The sequence below is a fragment of the Streptomyces sp. NPDC002790 genome, from assembly GCF_040295505.1.
Classification (GTDB): Bacteria; Actinomycetota; Actinomycetes; order Streptomycetales; family Streptomycetaceae; genus Streptomyces.
Window position 1 is genome coordinate 1 of record NZ_JBEOVM010000155.1, and the last position, 11,778, is coordinate 11,778.

13 protein-coding genes are annotated in these 11,778 nt (G+C 66.8%); 5 read left to right on the forward strand and 8 right to left on the reverse strand.

Features of this window, described 5'->3' with window-relative positions; translation table 11 throughout:
* Nucleotides 1-27: 27 nt before the first annotated feature.
* From ABT004_RS33955 to ABT004_RS33965, 3 genes are all read right to left on the reverse strand, one after another.
* Complete coding sequence (locus ABT004_RS33955; RefSeq protein ID WP_351344832.1) at nt 28-1,494, reverse strand: MFS transporter; 1,467 nt, start codon at nt 1,492-1,494, stop codon at nt 28-30.
* A gap of 82 nt (nt 1,495-1,576) precedes the next feature.
* A complete protein-coding gene (locus ABT004_RS33960; protein ID WP_351344835.1) occupies nt 1,577-2,227 on the reverse strand; it encodes an HAD family hydrolase in 651 nt (216 codons plus the stop codon).
* Nucleotides 2,224-3,126 carry a pseudouridine-5'-phosphate glycosidase gene (locus tag ABT004_RS33965; RefSeq protein WP_351344838.1) on the reverse strand — a complete coding sequence of 301 codons (903 nt, stop codon included), beginning with the start codon at nt 3,124-3,126 and terminating at the stop codon, nt 2,224-2,226. Before ABT004_RS33965 ends, ABT004_RS33960 begins: the two co-directional genes overlap by 4 nt.
* A 375-nt stretch (nt 3,127-3,501) precedes the next feature.
* On the opposite strand from ABT004_RS33965, the gene ABT004_RS33970 reads away from it, so the two are divergent.
* Nucleotides 3,502-3,738 carry a hypothetical protein gene (locus tag ABT004_RS33970; protein ID WP_351344841.1) on the forward strand — a complete coding sequence of 79 codons (237 nt, stop codon included), beginning with the start codon at nt 3,502-3,504 and terminating at the stop codon, nt 3,736-3,738.
* Here the strand turns inward: ABT004_RS33970 and ABT004_RS33975 are convergent.
* On the reverse strand, nt 3,714-4,148 hold the full coding sequence (locus tag ABT004_RS33975; protein WP_351344844.1) for a helix-turn-helix transcriptional regulator: 435 nt from the start codon (nt 4,146-4,148) through the stop codon (nt 3,714-3,716). The two genes, ABT004_RS33970 and ABT004_RS33975, sit on opposite strands and share 25 nt — an antisense overlap.
* A 564-nt stretch (nt 4,149-4,712) precedes the next feature.
* Between ABT004_RS33975 and ABT004_RS33980 the strand changes: the two genes are divergently transcribed.
* From ABT004_RS33980 to ABT004_RS33990, 3 genes are all read left to right on the forward strand, one after another.
* Nucleotides 4,713-4,904 (forward strand): tautomerase family protein, encoded by a 192-nt coding sequence (locus tag ABT004_RS33980; protein WP_351344847.1) that lies wholly within the window; start codon nt 4,713-4,715, stop codon nt 4,902-4,904.
* Between the two features lie 20 nt (nt 4,905-4,924).
* Nucleotides 4,925-5,593, forward strand: a complete 669-nt coding sequence (locus ABT004_RS33985; RefSeq protein ID WP_351344850.1) for a TetR family transcriptional regulator — start codon at nt 4,925-4,927, stop codon at nt 5,591-5,593.
* Between the two features lie 278 nt (nt 5,594-5,871).
* Complete coding sequence (locus ABT004_RS33990) at nt 5,872-6,501, forward strand: ScbR family autoregulator-binding transcription factor (RefSeq protein WP_351344853.1); 630 nt, start codon at nt 5,872-5,874, stop codon at nt 6,499-6,501.
* Between the two features lie 98 nt (nt 6,502-6,599).
* On the opposite strand, the gene ABT004_RS33995 is transcribed toward ABT004_RS33990, so the two are convergent.
* The 3 genes from ABT004_RS33995 to ABT004_RS34005 all read right to left on the reverse strand — a co-directional run bounded on the left by ABT004_RS33995 (nt 6,600) and on the right by ABT004_RS34005 (nt 8,886).
* Entirely contained in the window at nt 6,600-7,355 is a 756-nt protein-coding gene (locus ABT004_RS33995) for an SDR family NAD(P)-dependent oxidoreductase (RefSeq protein WP_351344856.1), read from the reverse strand.
* Between the two features lie 62 nt (nt 7,356-7,417).
* Nucleotides 7,418-8,296, reverse strand: a complete 879-nt coding sequence (locus ABT004_RS34000) for an NAD(P)H-binding protein (protein WP_351344859.1) — start codon at nt 8,294-8,296, stop codon at nt 7,418-7,420.
* Complete coding sequence (locus tag ABT004_RS34005) at nt 8,293-8,886, reverse strand: ScbR family autoregulator-binding transcription factor (protein WP_451190207.1); 594 nt, start codon at nt 8,884-8,886, stop codon at nt 8,293-8,295. Before ABT004_RS34005 ends, ABT004_RS34000 begins: the two co-directional genes overlap by 4 nt.
* Before the next feature lie 221 nt (nt 8,887-9,107).
* Between ABT004_RS34005 and ABT004_RS34010 the strand changes: the two genes are divergently transcribed.
* Nucleotides 9,108-10,052, forward strand: coding sequence for a ScbA/BarX family gamma-butyrolactone biosynthesis protein (locus tag ABT004_RS34010; RefSeq protein ID WP_351344865.1), 945 nt, complete (start codon nt 9,108-9,110; stop codon nt 10,050-10,052).
* A 398-nt stretch (nt 10,053-10,450) separates the two neighbouring features.
* Here ABT004_RS34010 and ABT004_RS34015 read toward each other — a convergent pair whose 3' ends face one another.
* Nucleotides 10,451-11,296, reverse strand: a complete 846-nt coding sequence (locus ABT004_RS34015; RefSeq protein WP_351344868.1) for a tyrosine-type recombinase/integrase — start codon at nt 11,294-11,296, stop codon at nt 10,451-10,453.
* Nucleotides 11,297-11,778 lie beyond the last annotated feature (482 nt).

The following is an 11,778-nucleotide window of genomic DNA, read 5'->3' on the forward strand; positions in this document are numbered from 1 at the left end:
GGCGCCGGGAGGGGGGTGCGCTGAGCCTCAGGCCGCCTGGTCGGCGGTGCGCTTGCGCATGCCGACGGCAGCTACGACTGCGCCGAGCAGAGCCATGACGGCCGAGAAGGTGAAGGTCGTCTGGTAGCTGCCGGTGTCCGGGGAAGCGCCCAGGATCAGGACGAGGACCGCGAGGCCGGCGGCGGAGAACACGTACTGAGTGGTGGTCAGCAGGGCTGCGCCCACTCCCTGGTTCTCAGCGGGGATCTCCGATGTGGCGGAGATGAACAGAGCGGGGAAGGCGATGCCGTTGCCCACGCCGGAGAGCAGCAGGCCGGGCAGCAGGCCGAGGGCAAAGCTGCCCTGGTGCACTCCGAGGGCGAGCAGAGCCAGGCCGATGCCCGCGATGACGAGGCCGGTGGCCACCATCGGGCGGGGGCCCCAGCGGGCGATGGACTTGTCCGTGATGATGTTGCCGACGATGACGGTGACGGTGAGCGGCAGGAAGGCGAGACCCGCGTTGAGCGGGCTGAAGCCGTGCTCGTTCTGCAGGAACATCGTCACGAGGAAGAACTCCACGCCGATGCTGAGGACGTAGCACGCGTCCACGAGGCAGGCGGTCATCAGGGAGCGGGTCTTCCACAATTGCCGTGCGATCAGCGGGTGTCGGCTGGTGCGTTCGCGCAGCACCCAGGCGGCACCGAGGACCACGAAGCCTCCGAGCCCGATCAAGGTGGAGGGTGCGCCGATGCCGACGTCACCGACCCGAGTGAGGCCGAGTACGAGCAGGAGGATCGCGCCGGTACCGAAGACGGCACTGAGCACGTTGAGAGGGGTGGCCGAGTCTTCGGTCCGCGGCCGCTTGGGGAGCAGGAAGGCGCCGAGCACGATCACCAGGACTACGAACGGGACGTTCACGAGGAACACCCACTGCCAGGAGATCGCGGTGAGCAGTCCGCCGAGGAGCACGCCGCCCACCAGGCCGACGGCGCCGACCGCGCCCCACACCGTCATGGCGCGGTTGCGCTTGGGTCCGACCGGGAAGATCTGCTGGATCAGTCCGAGCGTGGACGGGTCGAGCAGGCCCGCACCGATGCCCTGCAGCGCCCGAGCAATGATGAGCGTGGTGAAGTCGTCCGTGAGCGCGGCCGCGAGGGAGCTGATGCCGAACAGCGCGGTTGCGCCGAGGAACACCCTGCCGGCGCCGAAGCGGTCACCGATCCGGCCACCGCTGAGGAGGAACCCGGCAAAGAAGATCGCATAGCCGCTGACGACCCACTGCAAGGAACTCTCGGCGAGGCCGAGGTCGGTGCCGATGCTCGGCAGCGCCACGTAGACGATGGAGAAGTCGAGAGTGGCCAGGAACAGGCCGCAGCTCAGGACGGCGAGCGCCCAGATCTGCTTAGGGGTCATCTTCGCCGACGCGGAGTCCTCTGACGGCGGTGTGGGGGTATGCGATGAGCCGGTCGGTTCGGGCTGATCGCTGGATGCCAGGTCGTGTGTTTCTGTGGTCATTTCCATGTCCTTGCGGGGACGGACGGGTGGGGCGGCCATGGAGGTTGGCCGCTGGGACTTGAGGCCTTCGCGGTGATGGCCGTCAGGCCTTCAGGGCGGCGAGCACCCCGGCGAAGCTGTCGCAGCACCGCGTGCTGTGGGCGAGGAGTTCATGCCTGGAGCCGACTCCGTAGGTGACGGCGAGCGGCGTCATGCCGGCTGCCGCCGCCATCTGCATGTCGGTGACGGTGTCGCCGACGTACGTGCAGCGCTCGGGCAGCATGCCGAGCTCGCGAGCGGCCAGCAGCCCCATATCTGGAGCGGGCTTGCCCTGTTCGACCATGTCGTTGCCGATGACCGGGCCAAAGAAGGAGCGGATTCCGGTGGCCGCGAACAGCTTCTCCGCGCTGGCGGAGATCTTGGATGTCGCGACGGCAAGTCCAAAGCCCTGTTCCTGGAGGCTCTGCAGGCCTTCCGCGACCCCCGGGTACAGCAGCTCCGAACCGCGGGAGAGCACCTCGGTGTCGAACAGATCCCGGTAGCGGGCGACAGCGTCGGCCGTGGCCCTGTCCTCTACCAGACAGCCGATCAGGCTGGCGATCGAGGGCCCGAGCGGCTTGCCGATCGTCGGTGCCACCTGTTCAGGCGTGACAGCTACCCCCTGCTCGCCAACGACCCGAGTCAGGAGGCCGGCGATGGCCGTCGGGGTGTCGGCCAAGGTGCCGTCCAAGTCGAAGATGACGGCCCGCGTCACTTCCCTGCCTCCCGTTCGACCAAGCGGGCGTGGGCGACGGCCAGTTCACCGGCGAGCGACGCCGTACTGATGAGCACTGCGCGGTTGGCGGCCGAACTCTTACCTGCGGTCGCCCGGGAGACGGCCTTCATGAGGTACGGAGTGATGGCCGGGCCCCGCACTCCGTCCGCGTCGGCCTGCGTAAGTGCCGTACTGATGACCTGCTCCATCTGCTCGCCATCGAGCGCATCGGCCTCGGCGATGGGGTGCGTGACGAGAGCACCGCCCGGGAGGCCGGCGGCCCAATGCCCGTGGATCGCCGCGGCGATGGTGCCCAGGTCGTCGACGCGCTGCGGGTTGGCGAATCCCGAGGAACGGCAGTAGAACGCCGGGAAGTCGTCGCACTGGTAGCCCATTACAGGTACGCCGAGGGTCTCGAGGTACTCCAAGGTCAGGCCCAGGTCGAGCACGCTCTTTGCGCCGGCGCAGACCACCGCGACCTTGCTGCGGGTGAACTGCACGAGGTCGGCCGAGATGTCGAAGGTGTCGCCCGCGCCGCGGTGCACACCTCCGATGCCGGCGGTTGAGAACACACGGATGCCTGCCAGGTCAGCGGCGACCAGGGTGGATGCGACGGTCGTGGCGCCGAGACCGCCCCCGGCCAGTACTGGGCCGATGTCCCGGCTGCTGACCTTGGGTACGGAGTCGCTGGACGCGAACTCTTCGATGAGCCGCTCGTCCATGCCGACGACGAACCGCCCGCGGGCGAGCCCGATCGTGGCCGGTACGGCGCCGCTGTCGCGGACGGCCTTCTCGATGGCGGTGGCAGTCTCCACGTTGCCCGGGTAGGCCATGCCATGGGCAATGGCGGTGGATTCCAGGGCGACTACGGGCCTGCCGTCGGCTAGTGCGTCGGCCACTTCTTCACCGACATCAACCAGGTAATGCACTTCTCGCCTCCAACGGATTGATTCATGCGAGCGGAACGGAATTGATCCTGCAGCGCACCAGGCGAGAAATCCAGTTCTTTCGGTGGCGACAATTCGCCTGACGAGTCTTCGCCACTCCGAAGCGGTGGCGGCAATTCGCCTGGCGAGTTTTCGCCGCAGCGAAGCACAACCACGCCACCCCACCTGCACTTATGTGCAAACGAGAGGGAAACGGTCAAGGCCCCGACGAGTACCCGCCATAAACCCCCAGATCCCCTTCGGCGCGTGGTTTCATTCCACGACAAGGAAATTCACCACGGACCAACTCGAGATCCACTTCCCAGGCGAGGCAGGGAGGAAAAGACCATGAAGGAAAAGGGAACAGAAGGAAGTACCGAAGCCGCATCGGCAGGTGAAACGCTCAACCTTTCCCGGATACTGCGCACGCTTGAGGCAGCCGATCACGCGTTCTACGGCCACAAGAGCCGCACCGAACTGGCAAGCCTCGTGTGGCTTCTGCGCAGGGACCTGCGGGATGCCGTGGGCTGGCTCGGTGCGCCAGAGATCGGACGCCGCCCTCAGTCCAGAAGGCCCATCCCTTGAGCCTTGACGCCGGCCTCGAAGCGGCTGGCCGCCCCCAGGAGCTCCATCGCCCCTGCTACCAGCCGGCTCAGCGTGCGCGGGGAGATTCTCATCATGCGGGCGACCTTGTCGTCCTTCATCCCGGAACTCATCAGCTGCAGCGCACAGACCTGCTGGGCGGAAAGACCGTGCCGGAGTCCGCCCGCGGCACCTTCGACCCCGACACGCTTGGCCGAACTCCACAGGTGATCGAATACCTCGATCAGCACTTCCGCGGCAGCTGGGGTTCGAAACACCTGTCCCCGGCCGCCGCCGGAGGCCAGGTAGACGGCTTCCCGGTCGACCACCGCCGCGAACGCCATTCCCACCGGCACGACGCGGCACTGTGCTCCTGCCGTCCGCGCGCGCTTCATGTGGGCGTCCAGCTCCAAGGGGGACGCCGCATCCTGCGGGTACAGCGATCGCACCAAAACACCGGCTCTGGCGAGGTCCCGATACCACCCCTCGGCCTCACCGAGTCGACCCAAGCCGGACCCGGGGGCGAATGTCAGCCGGACTTCACGGCGAGCATGCCGCACGACCCAACCACCACTGGGGGCACCTCTCCCGGCACTGGGCGCCAGACTCCGTGGCCTTGCAGGCGGAAGGGACCCCATGCGGCAGTCCTGCGTGCGGGCACCTTCACCATGCACCACGGCCTGCCGCAAAGGCCGACCGCGACCATCCAACTGATCCCCGACCAAGTGCCGGATTTGAACGAGCGCGGCCTCTACAGCGTCGAGCCGGGCGTCTCGTCCCTCCACCGTCTTCATTCGGTAACCCACGCTCCCCTCCCTGCCTCAGGTGCCTCTGCGGCACACGGCCGGGACGGGCACACGTCTGTCCACGCCCGCGAACCATTAGAGCCAAGCGGGCATGCACTCCACCATAACAAAAAACATAACACCTTTTATGTTGTGGGAGACTGTCCTGCAGCATCAACCCAAGGAGGACTCATGCCCGTTGTCACCGTCGACTGGTGGACCGGCCGCTCGGAGAACGACCGCGCCCGCACCGTTGAACGCGTTACTCAGGCGGTGGCCGAAGGCGCCCACTGCCCGCCCGAAGCGGTCACCGTGATCTTGCGTGAGGTCGAACCTTCCCACTGGGGCAAGGGTGGCGAACTGGCCTCCTCGTCCGCACGCTAGGCGGAGTGAAGGAGCGTTCGATGCGGCAACAGCCGCGGGCCGCCCGCACCCGGGAGACCGTCCTGCGGGCGGCCGCCGCCGAGTTCGCCCGACATGGATACGCAGGTGCGTCGCTGGCCCGCATCGCGGCCCGCGCCGACGTCAGCCTCGGCGCCCTGACGTTCCACTTCTCAAGCAAGGCGGAGCTGGTACAGGACGTATTGCGCGAGGGGTGCCGTGTGACGGCATCTGCGGTCGAGGCTTCCAGGGACCTGGAAGGCAAGAAGGCCGGCCCCCTCCAGGAGCTCATCGACCTCAGCCATCGGCTGGTGTCACTGCTCGCCCGTGACGGTCCACCCCTGGCCGCCTACCGGCTCGGACAGCAAGCCAGTTGGGAAGCCCCGGCCAGGAACGGACCCTACGACTGGTACGCGCAGTGGCTTCCCCACGTCCGGCGCCTCGCAGAGCAGGCGGATCACACAGGGTGGCTACGCCCCTGTTTTCGCGCCGAACATGTCACAGGACTGATGACCTACCTCGTCCCGGGTCCCGCCCTGATGGCGCCGCCCGAAGCACGTCGAGGCCGAACACCTACGGCATCAACAGCTCGCCAACGCCTCACCCTGGCCTGGCAGTTGGTCCTGCCTACGCTAACGGCATGTGACGACCGACAGGAGTCTTTGAACCCTGCCGGGCCGAGCATCGCCTGAGTGCACAGAGTCCGGCCCCGCTCCCGCCGCAAACGTCGGGCCAGGGCGGGCGTCACTCCTGCCCGGCGGGAACCAGACGAATGTGGCGAGAACTCGCCACGGCACTGCCACTGTGCCAGGGACTCCAGAAAATAAGTTGTACTCTTTTTCTTTGTCCCATCAGGCACGAACCGCGATACGCCCCGGGGCCACCAATCCGCACAAGCAAGGTGGGGCGTCCATGGGACGGAAGAGTTCTCCCGGAACGAGCGCCACGGCGCGGGAAGCGAAGGTCAGGTATGCCCAGTCCCAAACAGGATCGGGCGGTCCGCACCAAGCAGGCCATCCTGCGTGCCGCTGCGGAGGTCGTGAATGAGCAAGGCTTCGGCAATGCAGGCATCGCGAAGATCGCCGAGCGTGCGGGCACCACAACCGGCTCGATCTACTTCCATTTCCGGGCCAAAGAAGGCCTGATGAGCGCGATCATGAATGCCCAGCCGCAGACGATCGTGTCGCAGCTCAACGCCGCCGGTCTGCAACGGCTCGTTGACATCACTCTGGTGTGGTGCCAACAGCTGCGCACCGACCCGATGCTGCGGGCTGGTGTGCGTATGGCCGTGGAACAGGGCGCTTTCGGGCTCCAGGACGATACGTCGTTCCACGAGTGGCAGACGATCATGGAGGAGTGTCTGCGCGAGGCGCGGGCCTGCGGCGAGCTCCAGGAGCACGTCGACCCTGCAGAGATTGCCGAGCTGGTGGTCGGCGCGTGCACGGGCAGCCAGCTGCACTCGAAGCTAAGCAGCCAGCACGAGGACTTGACTGTCCGAGTAGTTCGGCTGTGGCGCTATCTGCTGCCGAGTATCGCTATGCCCGGGGTTGCAGGGCGGATCGAACTACACCTGGACCGGGGGCCATCAGCCGGTGAGTAGCGGCCGCAGGTCACCCCTGCGGCCAAGGCCTGTCGGAGTCCAGCATGCACGAGTCGTTGGCCCTCACCTGCGAGACACCGCCGAGGCAGATTCAGGTCTCAGATGGCGGTCCATCCGCCGTCGACGGCCATGGCTGAACCGGTGACGAACGAAGATCGGTCGCTGGAAAGCCAGACAGCGGCCTGTGCCACTTCACGCGGATGTGCCATGCGCTTCTGGATTGGCCGTGCCGTGAAGCTGTCTTCCAACGCCGGCGTTCTCTCCAGGACCTCATCCATGAGTTCCGTGCGCGTATTCCCCACCAGCAGAGCATTGACTCGGATCCCCTGCTCCCCGTACTCGAGGGCAGCCGCCTTGGTCAGGCCGAGCACCGCGTGCTTGGCCGCCACATAAGGGGCCGCTGCTCCGGTCGCCAACACCCCTGCCGTACTCGAGGTGTTCACCACGGAGCCGCCGCAACTGCTAGCCAGCATGGCAGGCACCTGCTGACGCAGACAGTTCCACACTCCTCGCACGTTCACGTCCATGATCGTGTCAAAGTGCTCGTCCTCGAGTTCGTGGAGCGGCTTGCCGGCTACAGCCCATCCGGCGTTGTTAAAGGCTGTGTCCAGATGACCGAACTTCTTGAGGGCCCGCTCGACAGCCTGCTGCACGTCTCGAGCCACGGTCACGTCTCCTGGACATATCTCCGCGCGGCCTCCTGCTTCCTGAATCTCCTGCTGCAGGGCGCGGAGCCTGCCTTCACGGCGGGCCATGAGCAGCACGGCAGCTCCCTCCTCTGCGTACAGGCGAGCAGCGGCCGCGCCGATACCGCTGGACGCTCCTGTGATCATGACTACCTTGCCGTTCAGCAACGTTCTCTCCTGCTCGTGGTGCAGTGGTGGCACATGCGGTGCGGAAGTAGGGTCTGGAGAAATCAGGCAAACGCGGCGGAGTGGTCCCGCGCCCACTGGGCATAACTTGCCGGCGCCTGTCCGGTGAGCTGCTCGACACTGGCGGTGACCCGCTCCTTGGCTCCGGCCGCTTGCCGCCGCGCGCTGTCCAGAAGGGCGTTCGCCATCGGTGCGTTGTAGCGCTTGCACCATGCGGAGAATGCCTGTTCCTCTGTAAGTTCCTCGAAGTCGATGCGGCGGTCCAGGACTTGGGACAGGCAACGAGTCTGGTCGAGGGCGGACATGGCATGCGGCCCGCTGAACGAGTAGGCCTGCTGGTGGTGCCCTGGCGTAGTGAGCACGTGCGCAGCAGCGCGGGCGATGTCGCGTGGATCGATGCACGCGTTGGGCGAGGTGCCGTACAGCGCACGGACGACGCCGTGTGACTTGATCGTCGCGGCCCAGCTCAAGGTGTTGGTCATGTAGGCCCGGGGCCGCAACAGTGTCCAGTCGAGGCCGGCGGACCGGACCAGCTCTTCGCTCTCACGTTGCCTGCGGGTGATGAGGTCCTGAGCCCGGGGGTCGGTGACGGCCATAGCCGACAGCTTGACCACCCGGGGGACTCCCGCTTCCCGCGCCGCGGCGAGGAGGTTCCTGTCATGGTCGGGCTGCAGCGGGTCGCTGGTGATCGCGAAGAGAGCATCTGCACCACGCAGGGCCTCGACAAGGGTTTGCGGGACAGCACAGTCGGCGGCGACGAGTTTCCCTGCGGTGCCACGCTGCGCAGCGCGTATCGGGTCCCTGGTCAGGGACCGCACGTGGCAGATCGGGGCCAGGCGGGCAACGGTTTCCCTTCCCACCGTCCCGGTCGCGCCGGTCACCGCAATGCAGAGGGGAAGTCGGCTTGGGGACACGCCGGTCACGACACCTGCCCCCGCTGCGGGTTCAGGTCAACGCGCTGCACGACATCCGGCTTGGCGATGCTGGGCAGCAGGTAGCGCCACATGCGGACCACCCGCTGGGGGAGGTCCGCACGCCCGCTCGCGAGATGCGAATGGATCTGTCCGCCGGTGCAGGTGCTGACGACGATCTCTGCGATCTCCTCGGGAACCGCATGCTCAAGCAACTCCCCCGCATCACGGGCCTGGAGAAGGCATTCCTCCATGATGCGCTGCCAGTCCCGGAAGGACGTGTCGTCCTGCAGACCGAAGGCGCCCTGCTCCACGGCAAGACGGACCCCGGCCCGCAGCAGCGGGTCGACCTGGATCTGCCAGCACCAGACGAGAGTAATGTCCACCAACTGCTGCACGCCAGACGACTCGAGCCGCGGCCGGATTGTCTCCGGCTGCGCGTTGATCACAGCTTGCAGCAGGCCTTCCTTGGATTGGAAGTGGAAGTAGATGGCGCCGGTGGTGGTACCGGCCCGTTCGGCGATCTTGACGATGCTCGCACCGAAGCCCTGCTCGTCGAAGACTTCAGCAGCGGCGCGCAGCACCGTCTCCTTGGTGCGCACGGCTCGATCCTGCTTGGGCCTGACCATTCCCAACTCCCCTTACGGTAACCCGCGTTGTGGCGCAGCTGTCGAGCAGCGGCCAGTGCTGCACCTCGACCGCGCCGCAGTGTCCAGCCTTCGGACCCTCCCTCGACAAAGAAAAAGAATAGCATTTATTTTATTGGCACGACCGGGCGCCGCCTCAGGTCGTACATCATTCATCGTTCCAGGGGAGAGAACTCATGGATGTCGCTGACCGCCGCACGCTGACCGCTCTGCCGCAGCAACTCACCACGCCCATAGCCAGGGAGTATGTCCACCGAAGAGCCTTCTCCGAAGTCTTCCTCACCGGCTGGGACCGGGTCGGCCAGGACACGTTCACCGTCGGCGCCCAATGGCCCCGCCGCCACAGCTTCTACACGGCCCCCTCCGAACTTCACGATCCTCTGCTGCTGTGCGAGACCGTCAGACAGGCACTGCCACTGCTCTCACACGCCGCCTATGACCTGCCCTTCGGCCACAAACTGACCTGGGAGCGCTTCAGCTACACCGTGATCCCTGCCTTCATGAGCATCGGCACGGCCCCCACCGAGATCGAACTCCGCGTCACCTGCTCCGAGCTCAAGGTGCGCGGGTCAACGCCAGCTTCCATGACAATGGACTTCGAGATCCTTCGAGACGGGCTCCCACTGGGCTCGGCCACCACGCGATTCCACTGCCACTCCCCCGCCGTCTACCGCAGACTGCGCGGGGCCTACGGCGACCTCGAGTACGCCCTCGCCCAGGCCCTCACCCCGCCCCCACCACTTTTTCCCTGGGCCACGGGGCGCCAACTTCCCCAGGACGTCGTCCTCGGAGCCTCGGCCGACGCGCTCAGCTGGCCTCTGCGCGCAGACCTGAGCCACCCCATCCTCTTTGACCACCCGGTCGACCACGCCCCCGGCGCACTCCTTCTCGAGGCCACCCGTCAAGCGGCCCAGGCCGCCCACCCTCTGTGCACGGCATACCCGACGGCCATGGACATCAGGTTCGACCGCTTCGTCGAGTTCGACAGCGAATGCCGCGTAGAGGCATCCACCCTCACCGCTACAGCCCCCGACCAGATGCGGGTGGCCATCAACGCCGTCCAGCTCGGGCGGACGGCCTTCACTGCAGAGGTGACTGGACAGGCCGTCACCGCGCCCTGACGTCAGGGCCTCCGGGAAGCCTCGCCGACACGCTTCCGGGCCGGGCACGGGCACACGTCTGCCCGCCGCAGGATGCTGCCCCGCCGAGCGGCGTAGCCAGTCTGCGGTGTGGAACGCGCGGAAATCTGCTCGGGCCGTGCACCCGCTGTGGGCGAGTGCTCCCTGAGCAAGGGGCAGACCATCGCGCAAGTCTCCCTGATGAACGGGCAGTTCAACCGAGGAGAACGCGATGGCCTTGCCCCCCCCGTCCGACCTGACGCGACTACTGGAGTCGACACACGGCCGACGGAACCGAAACGGTCAAGGTGCTGTGCGAGCGCGTCGTGAAAGAAGCTGGAGGTGTTCAAGACCCCCGGGAAGGGCACTCCCCCAGCTGGAGCGAAGAGTGGGAGCCGTCGTCACCGGTGGCCACTCTCAGCGGCGGTTTCTGGCAGGGCGTGGTGGGTGAGGGACCGGTTCCAGCGTGCTTCGAGTCCGTTGAGGAGGCGGGCGTCGACGGTGTTGGCGACGTGGGCGTGGACGTCGTCGATTCCTTTGAGGGGGTGGCCCAGGCGGCGGGCCTGGGCGACGTCGGGGATGTTGTCTTCGATGAGCCAGGTCTTGTGGGTGTGGCGGAGATTGTGGAACGTCAGGCCGGGCTTGAGCGGGGGCCAGGTGGTGGTGTCGGGGAGGGTGGTGCCGCGGGTGGCGGGGGCCCAGAGGCGGCGGGAGAAGGTGGAGCGGCGCAGGTTGTTGCCCTTGCGGCTGGTGAAGAGCGTGGCGTGGGTGTGGCGGGTCTGGTCTTGGATGAGGAGGGTGTTGAGGAAGGGCGGGAGGGTGACGGTGCGGACGGAGGCGCCGGTTTTCGGGGGTCCGTAGGAGTGGCGGCCGTCGACTTCCAGGAGGTTGCCGGACGTGCGGTGGACGGTGAGGGTGGCGGCTTGGTGGTCGTGGGCGGTTCGTTGGAGGGCGGCGAGTTCGCCCCATCGCAGGCCGGTGTAGGCGGCGGTGATGATGAGGAGACCTTGGGTGGGGCCGGCGAGGTGGGTGATGCGGCGGGCGAGGGCGATGACTTCGTGTTCGGTGGCCCACATCTGGTCTTCGGTGTGGTGGTCGCGTTCGCGGCCGCGGCGGCGTGGGAGGTGGATGGGGTTGGTGGTGAGGTGTCCTTCGATGACGGCGGCCGCGCAGATCAGGGCGAGGAGTTTGCCGATGGAGGTGACGGTGGCGCGGGCGTAGCGCAGGCTGAGGGGGGTCTGCTGCACGATCGGGTGGCATCTTGACCTGCCCCATGTTCTGGGTTCCGGCTGCGGTGGCTAACTGGCGTCGTGGTTATGCGCTCACGTACAGCGGAGGTATGGGTGAGTCGCCACTTCAGCCCATTCAGCCCGCCCCGCAGCCGACAACTCCGCGCCCAACTTCCATCAGCTGCGCACAGCCGCTACGAGCGGCCGCCCACATCTGCGACCCGCATCGGGTCGCTCCCGGCATCCCCCACCGTCCGCGAACCGCTCCCACCCGCGTTCAACCTCTCCATGAATCCCGCAACGGCGTCCGCAAAAAACCGGCATAACCGACGAAGCGAATCGGAACTGGGGTCAAGATTTCGCATGCCCCCATACCCCGGCCGCCGGCCAAGGGGTCGCCGCTCCCACCGCGCTCCCGACCCCAGCCCCCCCCATGGGAGCAACCCCCACCACCGACACCACCGCCCCCCCCAGAAAAACACACCACCCCCACCACGCGA